General features: G+C 43.8%; 17 protein-coding genes. 10 read left to right on the forward strand and 7 right to left on the reverse strand.

What is annotated here, in order from left to right; all coding sequences use genetic code 11:
• Window positions 1–62 precede the first annotated feature (62 nt).
• The gene (locus tag NCI00_RS07020) at window positions 63–383 is read left to right on the forward strand and encodes a heavy metal-binding domain-containing protein (RefSeq protein WP_114065682.1); all 321 of its coding nucleotides are present in this window, start codon (window positions 63–65) and stop codon (window positions 381–383) included.
• Between the two features lie 84 nt (window positions 384–467).
• Here NCI00_RS07020 and NCI00_RS07025 read toward each other — a convergent pair whose 3' ends face one another.
• Complete coding sequence (locus tag NCI00_RS07025) at window positions 468–965, reverse strand: phosphoribosyltransferase family protein (protein ID WP_205319198.1); 498 nt, start codon at window positions 963–965, stop codon at window positions 468–470.
• A gap of 98 nt (window positions 966–1,063) precedes the next feature.
• Here NCI00_RS07025 and NCI00_RS07030 point away from each other — a divergent pair, with 98 nt between their 5' ends.
• Window positions 1,064–1,480 carry a DUF4783 domain-containing protein gene (locus NCI00_RS07030; protein WP_253526265.1) on the forward strand — a complete coding sequence of 139 codons (417 nt, stop codon included), beginning with the start codon at window positions 1,064–1,066 and terminating at the stop codon, window positions 1,478–1,480.
• 79 nt (window positions 1,481–1,559) lie between these two features.
• Here NCI00_RS07030 and NCI00_RS07035 read toward each other — a convergent pair whose 3' ends face one another.
• Entirely contained in the window at window positions 1,560–2,393 is an 834-nt protein-coding gene (locus NCI00_RS07035; RefSeq protein ID WP_253526267.1) for a hypothetical protein, read from the reverse strand.
• A gap of 52 nt (window positions 2,394–2,445) precedes the next feature.
• On the opposite strand from NCI00_RS07035, the gene NCI00_RS07040 reads away from it, so the two are divergent.
• Complete coding sequence (locus tag NCI00_RS07040; RefSeq protein ID WP_253526268.1) at window positions 2,446–3,363, forward strand: 1-aminocyclopropane-1-carboxylate deaminase/D-cysteine desulfhydrase; 918 nt, start codon at window positions 2,446–2,448, stop codon at window positions 3,361–3,363.
• A 55-nt stretch (window positions 3,364–3,418) separates the two neighbouring features.
• On the opposite strand, the gene NCI00_RS07045 is transcribed toward NCI00_RS07040, so the two are convergent.
• From NCI00_RS07045 to rpsT, 4 genes are all read right to left on the reverse strand, one after another.
• Entirely contained in the window at window positions 3,419–3,982 is a 564-nt protein-coding gene (locus tag NCI00_RS07045) for a DUF6580 family putative transport protein (protein WP_310586767.1), read from the reverse strand.
• 230 nt (window positions 3,983–4,212) lie between these two features.
• Window positions 4,213–5,025 carry a purine-nucleoside phosphorylase gene (locus NCI00_RS07050; protein ID WP_253526269.1) on the reverse strand — a complete coding sequence of 271 codons (813 nt, stop codon included), beginning with the start codon at window positions 5,023–5,025 and terminating at the stop codon, window positions 4,213–4,215.
• A gap of 89 nt (window positions 5,026–5,114) precedes the next feature.
• On the reverse strand, window positions 5,115–6,377 hold the full coding sequence (locus NCI00_RS07055) for a lactonase family protein (protein ID WP_253526270.1): 1,263 nt from the start codon (window positions 6,375–6,377) through the stop codon (window positions 5,115–5,117).
• 117 nt (window positions 6,378–6,494) lie between these two features.
• Window positions 6,495–6,758, reverse strand: a complete 264-nt coding sequence (gene rpsT, locus NCI00_RS07060) for a 30S ribosomal protein S20 (protein ID WP_114065675.1) — start codon at window positions 6,756–6,758, stop codon at window positions 6,495–6,497.
• A 453-nt stretch (window positions 6,759–7,211) separates the two neighbouring features.
• Here rpsT and NCI00_RS07065 point away from each other — a divergent pair, with 453 nt between their 5' ends.
• From NCI00_RS07065 to trmB, 6 genes are all read left to right on the forward strand, one after another.
• Window positions 7,212–10,229 (forward strand): tetratricopeptide repeat protein, encoded by a 3,018-nt coding sequence (locus NCI00_RS07065; protein WP_253526271.1) that lies wholly within the window; start codon window positions 7,212–7,214, stop codon window positions 10,227–10,229.
• A gap of 50 nt (window positions 10,230–10,279) precedes the next feature.
• A complete protein-coding gene (locus tag NCI00_RS07070) occupies window positions 10,280–11,944 on the forward strand; it encodes a TonB-dependent receptor (RefSeq protein ID WP_253526272.1) in 1,665 nt (554 codons plus the stop codon).
• 155 nt (window positions 11,945–12,099) lie between these two features.
• On the forward strand, window positions 12,100–13,221 hold the full coding sequence (locus NCI00_RS07075) for an HU domain-containing protein (protein ID WP_253526273.1): 1,122 nt from the start codon (window positions 12,100–12,102) through the stop codon (window positions 13,219–13,221).
• Window positions 13,222–13,334: 113 nt separating this feature from the next.
• On the forward strand, window positions 13,335–14,261 hold the full coding sequence (locus NCI00_RS07080; RefSeq protein WP_253526274.1) for a hypothetical protein: 927 nt from the start codon (window positions 13,335–13,337) through the stop codon (window positions 14,259–14,261).
• A gap of 98 nt (window positions 14,262–14,359) precedes the next feature.
• Window positions 14,360–15,658 (forward strand): bifunctional folylpolyglutamate synthase/dihydrofolate synthase, encoded by a 1,299-nt coding sequence (locus NCI00_RS07085; protein ID WP_253526276.1) that lies wholly within the window; start codon window positions 14,360–14,362, stop codon window positions 15,656–15,658.
• Between the two features lie 43 nt (window positions 15,659–15,701).
• Window positions 15,702–16,358 (forward strand): tRNA (guanosine(46)-N7)-methyltransferase TrmB, encoded by a 657-nt coding sequence (gene trmB, locus NCI00_RS07090; protein WP_166557453.1) that lies wholly within the window; start codon window positions 15,702–15,704, stop codon window positions 16,356–16,358.
• Window positions 16,359–16,532: 174 nt separating this feature from the next.
• Here the strand turns inward: trmB and gap are convergent, their stop codons facing one another.
• Complete coding sequence (gene gap / locus NCI00_RS07095; RefSeq protein WP_166557454.1) at window positions 16,533–17,546, reverse strand: type I glyceraldehyde-3-phosphate dehydrogenase; 1,014 nt, start codon at window positions 17,544–17,546, stop codon at window positions 16,533–16,535.
• 589 nt (window positions 17,547–18,135) lie between these two features.
• Here gap and NCI00_RS07100 point away from each other — a divergent pair.
• Window positions 18,136–18,948, forward strand: a complete 813-nt coding sequence (locus NCI00_RS07100) for a 2,3,4,5-tetrahydropyridine-2,6-dicarboxylate N-succinyltransferase (protein ID WP_253526278.1) — start codon at window positions 18,136–18,138, stop codon at window positions 18,946–18,948.
• Window positions 18,949–19,042 lie beyond the last annotated feature (94 nt).

Consider the following 19,042-nt stretch of genomic DNA (forward strand, 5'->3'; position numbering starts at 1 on the left):
TCGTAACAGTCTTTCAATATGACGTATATTGCATCAACAAATAACCATTCTACGTTACATCGATGCTCATTACTACTACCAACAACATTGAAGGAAAAACAATCACCAAGTACATTGGTTTGGTCAACGGAGAAGCCATTATTGGCGCGAATCTTGTCAAAGATTTTTTTGCTGGAATAAGTGACATTGTGGGGGGGCGCTCGGGTGCTTATGAGCAAGGCCTGCGTGAAGCCAAAAGCATTGCCCTCAAAGAAATGATTGATCAGGCCCAGCGTCTGGGGGCCAATGCCATCATCGGAGTAGACCTTGATTTTCAGACCATTGGCGGCAACGGTTCCATGCTCATGGTTAGCGCCAATGGCACGGCTATTGTCTGTGAATAATTGGGAAGGGTCTGAAATTCAGTCATTAGAAATGAATCATCACTTTCGGGTAAAGGAAAAAAATGCCCGAAAGTGAATGAAGTGTTAGCTCAAATAAACCCCGATTTCGTCGCCAGTGAGCTTAACCTGTATGTGTTCGTTTAAGGTAGTACTCAGCGCATAGCCCACGTAATCGGCAAAAATCGGGAAAGAATGATGCGCCCGATTGACCATCACGGCTACTTGCAGGCGTTTTAAAGATACCCCAAGAAAGGGCGAAAGGCTGTAAGCCAGTGTGCGCCCCGTATTCAGTACATCGTCGACCACAATGATGACCTTTCTGCTCAGGAGTTGTTTATCTAAATCAAACTGAACGGGGCTGGTGTGCGGATGGTCTTTATTGAGGTCGATTTGCATAAGATGAACCTTCAATTGGGATATTTCTTTTAAGAAAACCTCCAACAACCGCGCCATTTCGTATCCTTCTCCCTTAATCCCTGCTAAGACGACGCTTTCTTCCTCGAAATTTTTTTCATAAATCTCAAAAGCAATGCGTTTGATTTTTTGGAGCGTTTGGTCGGACGAAAGGATTGTTTTATGCATGGACATTTTGCGTTGATGCTTTTTTTGAGATTGAATTTGAGTTTGGCACAATTTTAGCCAACTACTACCTGAAATCAAACTCAAATGGCTCATTCATTATGAAAATTTTCAGAAATATATTTTTGGTACTATTAATTGGGGGAACAATGTGTGGATTTACGTCAATCGGGAACCGAGAGGCCGAAATTGCCGAGTTGATCAAAGGCTCCATCAAAACGGGGAATGCTCATACGTTGGCGGATCACTTCGAGCATAACCTTGAATTAGTGATTGATGCCGAACGAGTGGATTTCCGTCGGGTAGGCGAGGCTCAAGCGGAGCTAATTTTGAAAAATTTCTTTAAAAAATATCCCCCAAAGGACTTTAAGTATGGTTTTCAAGGTACGGCTTCAAAAGTGCGTTATTGCACCGCAACTTATCAGGCCGTTAATGGGAATAAATTTCAGGTATATATTCTGATGAGAGTTACCGAAAAAGACTACCGAATCAATACCCTGCATTTTAAGAAAGAGTAGGAAAACGAAATAAAAAGAGGGCGCTGGATTCAGGAAAATACATTCCGAATTCCAGCGCCCTTTCGTTTTTTGATAAGGCTTATTTGATTACAAAATTGCTTTCTTTGATGCCTTTGTTGATTTTCACGGATTGCACTTCCTCTTTGGACGAGAATTGCCCGTTGCCTTGTTCGCGGGTGTACGGAATTTTTACCCCGTTGCCATCCTTTATTTCTTTGTAATTACTGAATGTAACATTCATCATGCCACCGCCCATACCGCGCTGCCCGCCTCCAGGTCGCTGCCCGTCTTGACCGCCAGGCGCTTGTCCCTGTCCAGCTCCTGTCCCGCCTGGTTGCCCTTGCGGGCGTTGGCCACCGCCTCTCATTCCTTCCATATTGGCCATTCTTTTTACTTTTAAGCCACTTTCAACGTCAAAGAATTCGCTCCATTTTCTTCCTTCAGGAATTTCAAAGTCTACTTTCCACGCGTCTTTGCCATTTACGGCTTCTTTGCCAGCAACTGTTTTTATAATGCCGTATTCTGCATAAAGCAATTCAGGAAATGGAATATTTTGTAAAATCTGGGCGATGGCATCTTTGCCCTCGGCTACCCGATTGTTTGTATTGCCGCCAAATCCCGACACGGTTTCGACCTTTGCCCCATCGCTGGTGGAACGCATTACCTCGTTGCCCATCATGTACCTGACCGATGAGAATTTGTTGGGCTTCTTTACCTTGATTTCAGCTTCCATGGTGCCGCGTTGGGTTTCGGCGGCGGTTCCGATGGTCAGGTCCTCGATTTTAGCGATGGCATCTTTGCCGCCAATGGCCGAAAGGTACTTATCAATGATGGCGTCGGCGGTAGGGGTATCCTGTGCCGAAACATTGAGCATGACCCCAAAAAATAACAGGGTTGAAAATATTTTTTTCATGATTGTATTAGGATGAGTGAAAAGTGTTAAAACTTGCGTTTGAAACAAACAAATGTACATAAAACCAAATGTTATTGTGAGTAGAGTAGATAGATTTTGGGAAAATGCCGCCCAATCTCCCCTTCAAATCGTTCAACTGCCTTTATTCACCGAGCATGGGGTTAGGGTCTACATGAAAAGGGATGATTTGCTACACCCATTCGTATCGGGGAATAAGTGGCGTAAACTAAAATACAACCTTCGGGAAGCCGAAAGACTGGGCTTTAAGCGGCTTGTAACTTTTGGCGGGGCTTATTCCAATCATATTGCGGCGGTTGCGGCGGCGGGGCAGGCCATGGGCTTCGAAACGCTAGGAATTATCAGGGGGGATGAACTTCATGCCGACTCAAACCAAACCTTGCAATTTGCTTCTCATTGCGGAATGCACCTGCAATTTGTCAGCCGGACCGCGTACCGTGACAAAGAATTGTTGATTAGTCAATTTGGCGACAATTCATACCTTCTTCCCGAAGGCGGCTCCAATCAATTGGCAATAAAAGGTGTAGGTGAAGCAGTAGAAGAGATTCAGTCCCAACTTGCCGCTCCCGTTGACTATTTTTGTACGGCTTTTGGTACAGGCGGTACTTCGGCTGGATTGCTATCGGCCGCCGTATCGGCTAAAGTACTGGTTTTTTCAAGTTTGAACATTAAAAAGCGCGAAGTAGAAGCGCACCTAGCGGCATTTGTTCCGCTGCATGACAAAACGTGGGATATTTTTACGGACTATCATTTTGGGGGGTACGGGAAAGAAACCGAAGAACTTAACCAGTTCATCGACGACTTTGAGCAGAAAACCACCATACCCTTAGAACAGGTTTATACAGGAAAGATGATGTTCGGGGTCGTGGACTTGGTGCGCAAAGGTTTTTTTAACCAGGGAGATGTCGTTGTAGTTTTACATTCGGGAGGGCTACAAGGTAAAAGAAAATAGCTCCGAAGATCGGAGCTATTTGTCTACCTATTAACAGCCATGAAAACAAATATTTTTATGCCACGGTGGGCTTGAAAGCAATTTTATTGATTTGATAAAATGAACCAAAGAGCAAGGAAGTATAAAACAAGTCTCCCATAATTGTGTTCAGAAATAAGTTACCAAATAAGGTTTGTTGGTAAAAGGCCAACCCCGCAGTATAGCAGGCGATTAATCCCAGTCCTGTTTGCGGATACATGTTACCTCCAAACCACACAAAAAAGTTTGTTATTAAAAAGAACGAGATGGAAGCCACCAAACTTGAAACAAACAGGCGGCTTACTGTCACTTTTTTCAAGTAAACTAAACCAAAAACGCTAATAAGTGCAAAAGAAAGGTAGGTTGGGAGAGATGGGTTACCAAGGAGGGCGTCGCTTAAAAGCATAGCCGCTGCCGGAATCATGAATGCAAATAATTTGCGATTAAATTGTGCAGCACCAAATAGGGCAATCGCTCCAATAGGAGTGAAATTGAACGGATGGGGTACTATCCGAGAAAGTGCAGCTACTACGATAAGTATAACTACTGTACTAAATCTCGACACACTTAAATTCATGACTGTAGTAAAACGTTCTCTCAATATTACGTATTGTTAAATTTTCTTTTGTCCCTTTTATATCGAACTTGGGTGTAAAGATAAAATGATATTTTTTAAAAATGCAAGAAGTGACAAAAAAAAACGATAAAAATTCGTAAAAATTAAACCAATGTCTTTTGATTGTCTCAAAATGAGACTTTAAAGGTTTTTTAAGTCAAAACGGGTTGGGCGTTTTTAATACAAATATGTTTTTGGCCTTTTAAGTATCAGCTTTAAATTAATTCTTTGATGATGAAGGTCATGTGGGGTTCTGCTTTGTAAGCGGCGGCCAGTATCTTCTGAATTTCGGCTTTTTCAAGTTGTTCAGGAATGCACATATCCGTAATGACTGAAATACCAATCACTGGCAAATCCATGTGGCGGGCCACAATCACTTCTGGTACGGTGCTCATCCCTACGGCATCAGCTCCCAGCAATCGCAGCATCCGGTACTCGGCTTTGGTTTCTAGTTGTGGACCTGTTACACTTACATACACGCCTGCGTGGGCCCGGATTCCGTTGGCTTGGGCAATTTGGAGTGCTTTCTCAACCAAGGTCGTTTCGTAAGGTTCGCTCATGTCGGGAAAGCGGTCACCGAGGGTAGAAAGGTTGGGGCCAATGAGCGGATTTTCAGGCAAGAAGAGGCTGATATGGTCGTTGATGATCATCAAGTCGCTCACCTGATAGTTTTCATTGAGTCCACCCGCGGCATTTGAAACGATTAATTGCTGGATTCCTAACAATTTCATAACCCTGATGGGAAACGTCACTTGCTGCATTGAATAGCCTTCGTAATAGTGAAAGCGCCCCTGCATACAAATTACTTTCTTACCGACCAGCGTTCCAAAGAGTAAGCGCCCTTTGTGCGATTCGACGGTTGAGACGGGAAAATGGGGAATGTTTTCGTAGTCAATACTGTACGCAATGTCAATGTCTTGTACCAAAGCCCCCAAACCAGTACCCAAGATGATTCCGGTGGTTGGCGTAAAGTGTTGCGTATGTTGTTGAAGAAATTCGGTCGCTTCCTGTATTTGTTGTAATGTCATGGAAAAAGGGGATGAGAATGGGCAAAAATAAGAAAGGGAAGCCGCTTCATCAAGAAACGACTTCCCTTTTGGGGTTTTAATATCCTTGATTAAGGAATGATTTTTACGGTATAGCAACCTTTAGGGGCGCTGATTTTGGCGAGTTGTTTGGTCAGGGCAGGGGTTCCACCTTTGGTGACTTTAAAAAACTCAATTCCACCATTACGATTGCCATAGTCAAAATATTCGTATAACGAAACGGCCAAATTGTCGCCTGTTTTATCAAAAATGACGCTTTCAGGGGCAATGCCCTCCAAGTCGTAATCGGCTACTTTTGCCATTTTTCCGTCTTTTGCCAAGGTTAACAACGAAAGGGTTGCTTTGCCAACGTTGCCTTCCCAAGGTTGAGCCGAAGCATTTTTGTTGGCTGTTACGATGGTGGTTCCATCGGGGCTGATGCTAAAGCTTTCAGCGCCGATTCCTACGGCCGTTGAACCGAGAACTTTATGCTCAGCGGTTTTTGGGTCTTCGGCGGTTGTATTGAATTGAATGGCTGTCAACTCGCTGGCAGCTGAGCCATCCTTCAAATCTGAAACAATAAATAAGGTACCATCGGGCGTAAATGCGCCAGGGCCAGGTTTTCCCGTAATTTTTGCGGGGGTACCGAAGGGCTCAAACGTAGCAATTTTGTTTTGCGCGTTACGCTTGGCTTTGAAAAGCCAGATTTCTTTGGTCTCTTCTACCGTAATGGCCACAAATTCGCCGTCGGGGTGCCACGTAACGTCCGTTGCCCGAGCATTTTGGAGGTTCAACGCGATGGGCACGTTCCGGGTAGGAAGGCCGCCCGCCCCGATTTCGAATAAACGTAATTCTTTGCCGGTTTCTTCCGAAGTAATCAGCAGGTTGCTACCCAACATATCAACGGCCGTTGGATTTTTACCCACGGGTACTTTACGGGCCGAAGGTTTGGCCAAGTTTGAGATGTCCACGATGTACATGTTAATGCCAGAGGGCAACTCAGCAATACTTTTGACGGTTTTTAAACTATCAGTTGTTTGGGCGCGGGACTCAATTACGTAGGCGTACCGACCATCTGAGGTAATGGTGGCGTTGCGGGTCCAGCCAAAAGCGGAGTTAGGAACGGGCGATGAGCCTACTTCCTGACCTAGTTTAAGCGGGAGGGGATAAACCGTCAATGCATCTTTTACGCCAACTTGTTTTAATAGTTTGCCGTCTACACTTGCCGAGGCGGCCATGTCACCGTCAGACAGCGCAAGGATACCGCGGGCATTAAACTCAATGGTGGGTTTTTGGGCCAAGGCAGTGGTCACACTCAACAACGCCATACCCAATGTTGCACTCAAGTTTTTCATGGAATTTTACAGTGGTTTCAGGTTATACAACGATTTGATTCAATAGTTAATTTTGCATAAATACAAAAAAACCTTCAAAACTACTCGCTTTGAAGGTTTTTATAAAACAAAAAAGAACTAAGCAGTGGCTGCAAGACCGTTTACGTATCTTGCTAACTTCGATTTGAGGTTACCTGCTTTGTTTTTATGGATGATGTTTTTCTTCGCTAATTTATCCAACATAGATGACACCGTTTTATAAAGTTCTGATGCCACAACCTGGTCTTTGGTATCGCGCAGTTTGCGAACCATGGTACGGGTTGTTTTGTGTTGGTAACGGTTTCTAAGGCGTTTTGTTTCGTTGGCCCGAATTCTCTTTAATGCTGACTTATGATTTGCCATTGGTTTATTGTAAAATATATATTGTCTTGATTTCTACAAAAGGAGCGCAAAAATACAGCCTCTCATCTAAAAAAACAAGTTTTTATTGAAATTTGTGGCCTGAAATTCATTTCACGCATTTTATAAAGCAGAAGGGATTTCCTCCTCGCTAGAGTTGACGCCCTTAGGAAGGTAGATTCATGTAACACTCATTGGTTGGTGGCGGATTTTTGGGGAGCATTAAATAGTGGGGAGTAGGGTCTTTTCTCGTTAATCAAGACGGAGAAATTGCCCATACGCTACGTGGGCGAAAAACGACTCATTATCGACCCAAACTAGGGTTCGTTTTTGCCCCCAACGCTGGTAGATAAAACGGCTATTGTATACGTTTTACGCGTGGTTTTTCGTTCTTTGGCAAAATTATCAGAATAACTTATTAGTATTGCGTAACTGAAGAAACCTAATTCCCTCATCATGCTTTTAAGACGCAGCGTTCTTCCACTATCCATTTGTTTCCTTTTATTTATCCGGGTAAATGCCCAAAATACCCTCGGATACACCGAGGCCGACGTACATTATCGTAATGGCGTAGAGCTATTCGAAAAATCAAATTATTCGGCCGCCAAACAAGAGTTCAGGTATTATTTAGAGAAACGGCCCGCTTTGCTCAATACCAACGACTACACGGCCGTAAACGCCGAATATTACACGACCTTGTGTGCACTGTATGCCGATGCCCCCGAAGCGGAGTTGGCCGTGGATCGTTTTGTGCGAAACCACCCCGAGCATCCCAAAGCGGCGGTGATTTACAGTGACTTGGGAAAGTACTACTTTGACCGGGGTGATTATTCAAACGCGGTTACCTACCTGACAAAAGCACTCGAACGCAGTGCCAATTACTACGCCGCCGCCGAAACCCGCTATAAGTTGGGCCTGTCGTATTATAGCTTAAAACAATACAATGCGGCCTTGCAGTACTTTGCCGAAGTACAACGCGACCCTACGAGCGATTATTTTGCCCCGTCTTCGTATTATGCGGGGGTAATTCAATACCAAAACGGGAAGTACATGGATGCGTATCGTAGTTTCAAAAGTATCGAGACAAATCCGCAGTTTAAAGCTGATATTCCCAACTGGATTGTGGCTTCGCTGTACCAAGCGGAGCGTTATGACGAACTCATTGCTTATTCGGAGCCGTTGTTGCGTCGTCAGCAAGGGGGAGGTGTGAAACTCAATGACGTGGCACTTTACACCGCTGAGGTGTATTATGGGAAAGGAAATTATGCCGAGGCTGCCAAAAATTACGCCTTGTATTCGCAATTGAAAGGACGGGAAACCGCCGCCCCCGCGCCCGTTCAGTTTAGGTATGGTCATTCCCTTTTTCGCACGGGTAACTATACGGGTGCCATTGACCAATTGAAAAGTGTTTCGACCCGGAAAGATACGACGGGTCAGTTTGCGTCTTACGTCATCGGAATCAGTCATTTACAAAACAAAAATCCGCAGGCGGCGTTGACGGCGCTGGATAATTCTTCCAAATTGGCGTTTAATAAAAACATTCAGGAAGAATCGACCTTCAACCACGCCAAAGTGCAGCTTGAACTGAATAACCATTCGGCCGCTTTTACTGAATTACAGGAATTTTTGAAAAAATACCCTAATAGTAGCTTTGAAGAAGAAGCCACTAAGCTGTCCATTTTGTCGCTGACCAAATCCAACAACAGTGCGGCGGCGGTGGCGTACATTGAGAAACTGAAGAAATTGGATGAGGCTACCAAAGCCGCATATCAGCGCCAAACCATGAATTTGGGCATTGCCGACTTTAACGCGGAGCGCTATGCTCAATCCATCGTTAACTTCGATAAATCCCTTAAATATCCCCTCGACCGTGACATTGAACAAGCCGCTAATTTTCAAAAAGGGGAAGCTTTTTCGGCCATGAATCGCTATGGCGAAGCCATTCCCATTTATCAGCAATTGGTTCGTGGCAGTTCAGGTTCTCCTTACGGCATTCGTAGTCTTTATTCGTTAGGATACGCTTATTACAACACCAAAGACTACAAATCTGCCCTGACTAATTTCCAGCAATACGTTGCCAAAGGAAAAACCGTCGGCGACCCCCAGACCCTCGAAGACGCCACGATTCGAATCGCAGATTCTTACCTGACGGATAAAAACTACGCACAGGCCATGGCCATGTACGACAAAGCGCTCAGTGAAGGCCGTTTAGACCGCGATTATGCCTTGTATCAGAAAGGGTTGATTCTCACCTATCAGGAAAAAGACGTAGAAGCTAAGGCCCAATTCGATAAGGTGATTGCTCAATTCCCGACGTCGCGGTACGCCGATGATGCCCTTTTTCAATCGGCCAACATTGACATGGAACGGGCAAACTACCAAGCCGCCATTCGGGCTTACAGCCGCCTGATCAAAGACAAACCCCGTAGCTACTTGATTCCGCCCTCCCTTTTGAAACGGGCGTTGGCTTACAATAACATTCAGGTGTACGAAGAAGCCGTGCGCGATTACAAACGTATTTTGAGTGAGTATTCAGACGCTCCCGCGGCCAAAGAAGCCTTGTTGGGGCTGCAGTCTACGCTCGAAAATGCGGGACGGACCGAGGAAATGTCGGATGTGCTTTCTGACTACAAACGTAAAAATCCGCAAAGTACCGAAACTGAAAAATTGGAATTTGAAACGGCTAAAGGATTGTACGCCGATGGAAAGTATCCCCAAGCCCTCAAAGCCCTGCAAAGTTTTATCCGGGATTATCCCAACAGCGGTTCGGCCACGGAAGCACGGTATTTGGCGGGAGAAAGCTTTTACCGTTCCAACGATTTCCCTAATGCCATCAAACTGTTTAACATCGTAATTGGGGAGGCAGACGAGCGGTTTACCCCCAAAGCAGCGTTACGGGCGGGAGATATTGAAAACCAACAGGGGAATTATCCCAATGCCGTGCGTAATTATTACGTCGTGTTTGCGCAGTCAGATAGTAAAACTGACCGCGTAACGGGATTGATGCGGTTGATGGATACTTACTTTGTGATGAAAAAATACGATTCGACCCTGTATTTTGCCCGTGAGGTGATTAACGCGGGAGACGTTATTCCGGGTTCAACCAAAAAAGCCCAAATGCAAACCGCGAAAGTGTACATCGAAAAAGAAGATTATAAAACTGCCGATGCCGAATTGAAGAAAATTCTGGCGGTTTCCAAGGATGAATTTGGGGCAGAAGCGAAGTATTGGGCCTCCGACGCCTTATATCGCCAGCAAAAATACAAAGAAGCACAGGCGTCGGTGATGGAATTGAATAAGCAATTTGCCGACTATGAAAAGTGGCGGGTAAGGGCCTTTATCTTATTGGCCGATGTATATGTGGGATTGAAAGACCCCGATCAGGCCAAAGCCACGCTCCAATCAGTGATTGAAAACACCGATGATGCGCAGGCCCTCGAAATGGCCAAGGCAAAATTGGCCGCATTACAATAACCCACACCGCACATACAGGAAACGGATCACCCAATCGAAACGGACAAACGATGAAAAAAATACTCGTATCGCTCTTAGTCAGCCAGTCACTATATACCTTTCTTTCCCAAGATGTTTTGGCCCAAAAACCAACGGGAGAGATTGATAGTCAGACGTTTGAAATTGAAAAAAAGAAAAAAATTGAATTGCCACCAGCCAACCGCCTGTACAATAAATTACAGCCGTTTACCAACGAGGACGACGACCGAAAGTTAAATTATGAATTTCGAGCGCCCAAACTTACCCTTGGTGCGCCAAAGATGACCCCCAATGTGTTGCCCGTCAACGGAAATGAGAAACCCGAAGAAGACGGTAACCTGCAAAATTACGTAAAACTCGGCGGGGGTAATTACGGTAAGGTGTACGGCGAAGGATTCATGGGAGGCCAAACCGAAGACCTTGGGTATGATGTTCATTTTAAACATCTTTCCAATCAAACGGGGCCCGTAGACGGGAAAAATTCGGCCAATAGTGAGAACCGCCTGAAAATCAACGGCCAGTATTTGGGCAGTACATTTAAGTTGGGGGGGACGCTTTTTTATGACCGCGACAATTATTATTTCTACGCCAACCGCAACCAACCTAACGCCGAAGTTCAAAAGGCAAACATTCGCCAAACGCTCAACACCTTTGGTATTCAGGTAGGATTTGAAAATATTGACAACAACAAATTCATTGACTACGCGCTCAAAACCTCTTTGTATCGTTTGAGCGACCGCTACAATGCGGGCGAAACCGACTGGGGAACCAATTTCTCGGGCTCGATTCCGATTACTGAAAACATATTTGCGCTGCTAAACGCCGATGCCTTTGTTTCGCAGCGCGTCGATGCCGAAACTTTTAAACGCAACTTGTTCAGCATCAAGCCCGCGTTCAAATTTGCCTATAATGCGTTCACGGTAACGGCGGCATTCAAAGCTGTCAACGAAACCGACGACCGCCTTAAAATTAACCGTACCGTTGGATTCCCGCAGTTGGAAGTGGATGCTGTTCCTTTTAACGGAGTACATATTTTTGCGGGTTACGGGGGAGATATGAGTCGTAACACGCTCCGCTCATTATTGGGCGAAAACCGTTGGTTAGCCCCCAATGTGACCATTGCCAATACCGAACGAAGCCGAGACATCTACGGTGGGTTAAAAGGAGAAGTAGGACCCTCGTTCCAGTTTGAAGGAAAAGTCTCTTACGCATTGTTTAAGAATTTTTACGGATTCAACAACGATTGGCTAGATTCGACCAAGTTTGCCGTCGTGTATGATGCCGATTATATCAACGTGCTGACGGTTTCGGCCCAGGTAGGCTATCAATACCAAAACATTGTTCGTTCTACCTTGCGCGGCGATTTTTATGATTACGGGGTCAAACGCCTCGAACAGCCTTGGGGGCGTCCAACGACCACGGTCACGTGGAATAACCACTTTGTTTTCAGCAAAAAAATGTTCGCGACCATTGATGCCTATTACATCGGCGGAATCAAAAATCGGAACTTCCTGACGGGAAAAACCGTAGCCTTGAAACCCATTGTAGATTTGAATTTGAAGGTGGATTATCTGCTGACGCGCAACTTTTCTATCTTTGCTTCGGTCAACAATTTGCTGGGCAAAAGCTACGAGCGGTATTTGTATTATCCGCAACAGGGCCTTAATTTCTTAGCTGGATTATCGCTTCAGTTCTAAATAAAAAAACTTTTGCAAAAGCAGATGCCTCAGAGTGTTCTATAAGAAGCAATTAGCCATCATTCTCTCTTAATTTAAAAAGCAATCGTCTTCGGACTATTGCTTTTTTTTTTTTGAATGTGTACCTTAGTACCCAATTCCCCATAAACGGTTTGATGAAAGATATGATATCGGTATTGGATTATACCCGAAAATTACTTTTCGAACACGACTGTGTTGTTCTGCCTGACCTAGGCGGGTTTTTAGTGTATTTCAGCCACGCTTTTTACAGCGAGCAAAATGCACTTTACCACGCACCCCAAAAAAGGGTAGCCTTCAATGAAGCGCTCAAATTGGACGATGGATTATTGGCGCACTACCTGACCATCAATGAGCAAATCTCCCGTGAAGAAGCACAGAAACGAATTCGGAAATTTGTGGAAGACATCAAACAGTCCATTCAGGAGAGTGGTAGTTTTATGTTGGAAGGCATTGGAAGTTTGGCCAACAATGAAGAAGGTAAACTTCAATTTGAACCTTTGCCCTTGGTTAATTTCTACGCCGAGAGCTATGGTTTGAAATCCGTCCATGTCAATCAGGTAGACCCCGCATTGAAAATTGCCGAAACTGCGGATGCTTACAACTGGACCGAGACCGACCGTGCGGCTAAGGAGTTAACGTATGATTTGCCCCGTCGTCGTCGCTCACGCGTCGGAATGTACATTGGAGGTCTTTTGATTGCTGGTTGCGCGTTGGTAGCGGGAATTACCCAGTTGCCTTCCGAAAGTTTAAAGTCAAGCCTCAATCCTTTTGACATTGTACCTGCCGTAAAAGCATGGTTTGCGACTGATATAAAATCTAACAGCGTTAAAAAACAGTACTCGGTCCCCAAACAGACATCGGCTTTACCCGTTGAAAATGAGGCTGTAACGCCTAAAGAGTCGGTTCCTGCCGTAGCAGTTACGCCCATAGAAGTGAAAGAAATCGTTGCCGTAAAAAAAGAAGTTATCGAAAAGCCTATCACCGAAGAACCCGCACCAATTTCTTACAAATCGGATGAGAAATCTGACTTTTTGGTGATTGCAGGCGGATTTTCAAACATTGAAAACGCCCGTAAACTTGAGCAAAAATTGCGACGGAACGGATACGAGAACGCCCACATTCTCAACCCCGAACCCACTGAGGGGAAATTAATCATTGTGGCGGCGATTGGGTGTGAGAATTCTAAAAAAGCAAAATCACAGTTAGCCCGTGTAAGTTTCCTTTCGGGAGCCAATGCTTACGTATTTCGTCAATAAGGAATCACACTTATCGAAAATAGTAAAAGGGGCTAATTGCCCCTTTTTTTTTGTCAGTATACAAATTCCCTTTATTTTGCGTTAATTAGACAAAATCAATCAAAGAATTACCAATGCTAGTGACCAGCCCCCAAGATCGCGAACACCAAATGGTTGCCTTTGCCGGCTCAACAATCGTAACGTCGGTGCTGTTAGTGACTTTATTTTTTGTGAAATTATACCAAACCATTCCTAAAGTAGAAACCATTGAATACGTAGAAGTAAACTTTGGAACCGACGCGGCAGGCTACGGAAAAGTTCAAACGTATAACAAAGCCAGTGATTCACCCCGGGCGGAAGATGTCAAAAAATCGGACGATACCCCCAAAGTGAAGGCAACGCCTACGCCCAAAGTGACGCCTCCACCCGTAACCAAAGTAGAAACCCCGAAGCCCGTCAAGACGGCGCCCGTCAAACCTCCCGTTACGAGTAAGGTAGAAAGTCCGGTTGAAGTTAAGGAAGAAACCAAACCCGTTAAAACCGAATCTAAAGCAACAACTCCCGCGCCCGTTACCCCCGCAAAGCCCGCTCCTGAACCAAAAAAAGTGGATGAGAATGCGCTATTTAAAAAATCATCAGGGAGTGGAAAAGGCAGCAACGGAACCACGGGAACCGCTTCGGGCACAGGGGGGAATAATAATGGCGACAAACCAGGAACCGTAGGAGATCAAGGAAACCCCAACGGTAAAATTGACGCCAAAAGTTTGTACGGTAAGCCAGGCGGCTCAGCAACGGGATTGGCGCTAAATGTTTCAGGCTGGGGGATGGGGGCGCGCCCGCAAGTGAAAGATGATTCTGACGAATCGGGCCGCATTGTTTTTGAAATAACCGTTGACGATACGGGTGACATTGTAAACGTACGGGTTAAAGAATCGACGGTGAGCCAATCCATTGTCGACCTATACAAACGGGCGGTAAGTCGAATGAAACTCGTGCCAAAATCGGAAAATGTACCACCGACCTCCAAAGGCACGATTACGTTCAACATCAAATCTCGATAAGGATTTGATTTCGTAAAATAATTTAAAACATTGCGCAAAGCGTCAGGAAGTTAATTCTTGACGCTTTATTTTTGCCTTTATTTCATTTAAAATCGGTCATGAACTATTCGGAAACCATTGCGTATTTGTACGAGAAATTGCCCGTTTTTCACCGCGTAGGAGCCGCTGCGATGAAACCAGGGTTAGGGAACATTATGGCCCTTTGCGAGGCGTTAGGAAGCCCCCAAACGCGGTTTAAAAGCATTCACGTTGGCGGTACCAACGGGAAAGGGAGTACCTCTCATCTGTTGGCGGCCATTCTCCAATCCGCGGGGTATAACGTAGGCCTGCATACGTCACCCCATTTAAAATCCTATACCGAACGTTTTAAGATAAATGGCCAGCCGTGCGACGAAAGGGTAGTGGTCGACTTTGTCGAAAAGCATAATAGCCTCATCGAAAGGGTTGAGCCGTCTTTTTTTGAAATTAGTGTAGCTTTGGCATTTGATTATTTTGCACAGCAAAACGTGGATATTGCCATCATTGAAGTCGGTTTGGGGGGGCGTTTGGACTCCACAAACATTATTTCTCCGCTTTTGTCGGTCATTACTAACATCAGTTTTGATCACACTGACTTGTTAGGAGATACCCTTGAAAAAATTGCGTTTGAAAAAGCGGGAATTATTAAGGCTGATACCCCCGTCGTCATATCGGAAACCCAGCCCGAAACGGCCCCCGTTTTTATTCAAAAAGCCGAGGAATTGAACGCTCCGATTTATTTCGCTGACCAACAGTACTATGTCAACTCCCTTTCGGTAGAAAAAGGTAAGCGTGTCGTATCGGTAGAAAGTAAAAAAGAGGTCTCCTTGCCAGAAAATACAATAACGCTGGATTTGGTCGGGAACTATCAGCTTAAAAATGTGGCGGGGGTATGGCAAAGTGTTGAATTATTAAAACAACAAGGCTTTTATATTCCATTGGATGCGGTAAAATCAGGAATGGCGCATTGCACAACCCTGACCTCATTTAAAGGGCGTTGGCAAGTGTTGAGTGAATCGCCGATGACTGTTGCAGACGTTGCCCACAATTATGGCGGATTGAGCGAAACCATTAACCAAATCAAAAGATACGATTTCGACCAACTCCACTTGATACTGGGATTTGTCAAAGACAAAGACGTAAAAGGGGTTTTGGGGCTTTTTCCGACAAATGCCCATTTCTATTTCTGCAGCTTTGATTCACCAAGGGCGTTGCCTTCAAGCGAATTAGTCTATATAGCAGATAAAGTTGGTTTAATAGGTGGTATATATAGAGATGTAAACGAGGCATTGAGTGCAGCCCGACAAAAAGCCACCACTAATGATTTTATTTACGTTGGGGGCAGTACTTTTGTGTTTTCTGAACTGTCTGAGATTTGAATATACTGTACCTAATTACTGTCTTATCAAAATTATTAAAACCTTGAGCCGTAAGAAACTGATTAAATTTGCGAGTAATGCACTGGCAGACAATGTATTAGAGGTTGGTAAACCTCTTTACGAAACCATCAAAGGAAAGTGGAACGAAAGTTACTTTTTGAACACAAATCCCATCGTTCTTGAACTTGCCTGCGGAAAAGGAGAGTATTCGGTTGGATTAGCGCAAGTATATCCCAATTTGAATTTTATTGGCATTGATGTTAAAGGTGACCGACTGGCGGCGGGTAGTCAGCAGGCCACACTGCTCGGTTTGACCAACGTGGCGTTTCTCCGGGCGAACATTGAGTTTCTTCAAAACTTTTTTGAAGAAGGGGAAGTCTCTGAAATCTGGATTACTTTTCCCGACCCATTCAATCTCAAAAAACGGGTTCGGCGGCGATTAACCCATCCGCATTTTCTGGAAAAATACCGTGCTGTGATGCAGAAAGAAGGTTTGTTGCATTTAAAAACCGACAATCGTGAGTTGTTTGATTTCACATTAGAAGAACTTACGCAGTTTGGGGTGAAGGATTTAGAAGCCACTTTTGACCTCTACCAATCTGAAATGCACGATGATCACCATGGAATTAAGACGCGTTTTGAGCAAATTTTTACCGAAAAAGGGTTTCCAGTTCACTATCTAAGGGGGCGTTTTTTGTAACTCAGGTTGTTAAATGAATAAATATTCAAAAATGAATTAATTTTCATCTTATAACCTAAGTGTCTAATTGTCAGAAGTTTAACAATAATTATAATGAGAGGGGAGTAATAGAAAAAGGCACTATCACTAGTGCCTTTTTCAGTTTCAATAACTTAAATTATAACTCAGGTTTACTTATTTCGAGATTAACTGAGCAAAGTATTTAACGGTACGAACGAGTTGGCTTACATAGCTCATTTCGTTATCGTACCAGCTTACAGTTTTTACCAATTGCTTATCGCCAACATTGATTACTTTCGTTTGGGTGGCATCAAAGAGGCTTCCAAATGAAGTTCCGATGATGTCGCTGCTTACGATTTCGTCTTCGTTATAACCAAAGCTTTCGTTACTTGCTGCTTTCATGGTGGCGTTAACTTCTTCGGTCGTTACTTTTTTATTTAAAATAACGGTTAATTCGGTTAAACTTCCAGTGATAACAGGGATACGCTGAGCGCCGCCGTCCAATTTTCCTTTTAGTTCGGGCAATACTAATCCGATTGCTTTAGCTGCACCAGTGCTATTAGGAACGATGTTTGAGGCTGCAGCTCTTGCACGTCTTAAATCACCTTTAGCGTGAGGAGCATCAAGGGTATTTTGATCGTTTGTATAAGCGTGTACGGTAGTCATGCTTCCTATTTCGATACCAAAAGCGTCGTTAAGGGCTTTGGCCATGGGTGCAAGACAGTTTGTGGTACAACTTGCGCAGCTGATGATGGTTTCGCTGCCATCAAGAATGCTGTGGTTTACGTTAAAAACAACCGTTTTTAAATCGCCAGTTGCGGGAGCGCTGATAACGACTCTTTTGGCACCTGCGGTAATGTGAGCTGCTGCTTTATCTTTATCGGTAAAAAATCCTGTACATTCGAGTACAACATCTACTTCATGGGCTCCCCAAGGAATTTCTGCAGGGTTTTTTTGTGCATAGATGCGTACTTCGTCGCCATTTACAACAATACTATTATCGGTTGAGGTTACCTCTTCGTTGAATCTTCCTTGTGCAGTGTCGTATTTTAGAAGATGAGCCAATACAGATGGGCTGGTCAAATCGTTTATGGCTACTACATCAATGTCTGGCATGTTGTAAATTTGGCGATAAGCAAGTCTACCAATTCGTCCGAAACCATTGATGGCTACTTTTACTTTTGTCATGGGTATTTTTTGGTGGTTTAATGGAACATCATTAATTCATCGGCAAAGATACTATATATTTTTTATTTATAGCAGGCATACATTTCCATTGTTTTTTTAGTAAAATACCATTTCCGAATTAGCATCGTTAGTATTTATTGCTAAATTTTACCTATTATTTTAGTAACTACAAAGCTTTTATGCTAAATATAGCAACATTTATTAGCAATGAACGCTAAATAAGGTAAAGTATATTTGAATTGCTAAATAAACACTAAATTGTGTTTGCTAAACATTACTATAGGTCATTATAAGTACTCAAGGCAATAAATACATCAAAAACTACATCATTTGCCAATAAATTAGTAATATTACATACAAAACAAATTTCACCCTAGTATATAAGAAATAGAGTAGGGGTATAACAACCAAAAATGAAATATAGAATTGAAAACAAACACGCTAAACCATTCAATTACAAAACCGAACATTATATACACTAATAATAATACATTTTATAATCTCAAATAAATTAGGTAATTATTTAAGTTTAAAATCCTTATAATCACATTATTAAATCAAAACAAATCAAGTTTTACTTTAACTACAAATGAACGAAAAAGTACAAATAGAAGCCGCTTGGGACAATAGAGAACTCACCAAAGAACCAGAAGTCATTCAAGCTATTGAGAATGTAATAGACGCATTGAACGAAGGTAGAATCAGAGTAGCAGAGCCCACAGACAACGGCTGGATTGTCAACGACTGGATTAAGAAAGCTATCCTGCTTTATTTCCCTATTCGACAAATGGAACTAAAAGAAATAGGGATTTTTGAGTACCATGATAAAATGAAACTAAAGACTGGCTACAAAGCATCAGGAGTGAGGGTTGTCCCCCCAGCTGTAGCAAGGCATGGAGCGTACTTAGCAAAAGGAGTCATACTAATGCCCTCATATGTTAATATTGGTGCCTACGTAGACGAAGGTACCATGGTTGATACTTGGGCTACTGTAGGAAGTTGTGCCCAAATAGGCAAACATGTACACCTCAGCGGTGGAGTTGGAATAGGGGGAGTCCTTGAGCCCCCACAAGCAGCACCAGTTATCATTGAAGATGGTGCATTTATTGGTTCGCGCTGTATCGTAGTAGAAGGAGCACACATAGGTAAGCGGGCCGTACTAGGAGCTGGAGTAACCATTACTGGTAGCTCGAAAATCCTGGACGTAACAGGAGAGGAGGTCATTGAATATAAAGGATACGTACCCAATGATTGCGTTGTTATTCCAGGAAGTTATCCAAAATCATTCCCCGCAGGGACATTTCAGGTGCCATGCGCACTCATTATCGGGAAAAGAAAACCCAGTACTGATCTAAAAACCTCACTTAATGAGGCACTACGAGAGAATAATGTAGCCGTTTAAGAGGGGAGAAATATTTAAAACGAAAAAGCCACTTCAATCGAGTGGCTTTTTTACGTGCTTCATTTACCCCATAAAATTACTGTCTTATCGGAAA

The organism is Runella salmonicolor, assembly GCF_024158025.1.
Taxonomy (GTDB): Bacteria; Bacteroidota; Bacteroidia; order Cytophagales; family Spirosomataceae; genus Runella; species Runella salmonicolor.

Coding starts and splice junctions, on each gene's coding strand:
- NCI00_RS07055 (WP_253526270.1), bottom strand. CDS start 6,377: ATGAAAAACTTGAGTGCAACATTGGGTATGGCGTTGTTGAGTGTGACC.
- rpsT (WP_114065675.1), bottom strand. CDS start 6,758: ATGGCAAATCATAAGTCAGCATTAAAGAGAATTCGGGCCAACGAAACA.
- NCI00_RS07035 (WP_253526267.1), bottom strand. CDS start 2,393: ATGAAAAAAATATTTTCAACCCTGTTATTTTTTGGGGTCATGCTCAAT.
- NCI00_RS07040 (WP_253526268.1), top strand. CDS start 2,446: ATGTACATAAAACCAAATGTTATTGTGAGTAGAGTAGATAGATTTTGG.
- NCI00_RS07065 (WP_253526271.1), top strand. CDS start 7,212: ATGCTTTTAAGACGCAGCGTTCTTCCACTATCCATTTGTTTCCTTTTA.
- NCI00_RS07020 (WP_114065682.1), top strand. CDS start 63: ATGCTCATTACTACTACCAACAACATTGAAGGAAAAACAATCACCAAG.
- NCI00_RS07030 (WP_253526265.1), top strand. CDS start 1,064: ATGAAAATTTTCAGAAATATATTTTTGGTACTATTAATTGGGGGAACA.
- NCI00_RS07100 (WP_253526278.1), top strand. CDS start 18,136: ATGAACGAAAAAGTACAAATAGAAGCCGCTTGGGACAATAGAGAACTC.
- NCI00_RS07050 (WP_253526269.1), bottom strand. CDS start 5,025: ATGACATTACAACAAATACAGGAAGCGACCGAATTTCTTCAACAACAT.
- NCI00_RS07025 (WP_205319198.1), bottom strand. CDS start 965: ATGCATAAAACAATCCTTTCGTCCGACCAAACGCTCCAAAAAATCAAA.
- NCI00_RS07075 (WP_253526273.1), top strand. CDS start 12,100: ATGAAAGATATGATATCGGTATTGGATTATACCCGAAAATTACTTTTC.
- NCI00_RS07070 (WP_253526272.1), top strand. CDS start 10,280: ATGAAAAAAATACTCGTATCGCTCTTAGTCAGCCAGTCACTATATACC.
- NCI00_RS07080 (WP_253526274.1), top strand. CDS start 13,335: ATGCTAGTGACCAGCCCCCAAGATCGCGAACACCAAATGGTTGCCTTT.
- NCI00_RS07085 (WP_253526276.1), top strand. CDS start 14,360: ATGAACTATTCGGAAACCATTGCGTATTTGTACGAGAAATTGCCCGTT.
- gap (WP_166557454.1), bottom strand. CDS start 17,546: ATGACAAAAGTAAAAGTAGCCATCAATGGTTTCGGACGAATTGGTAGA.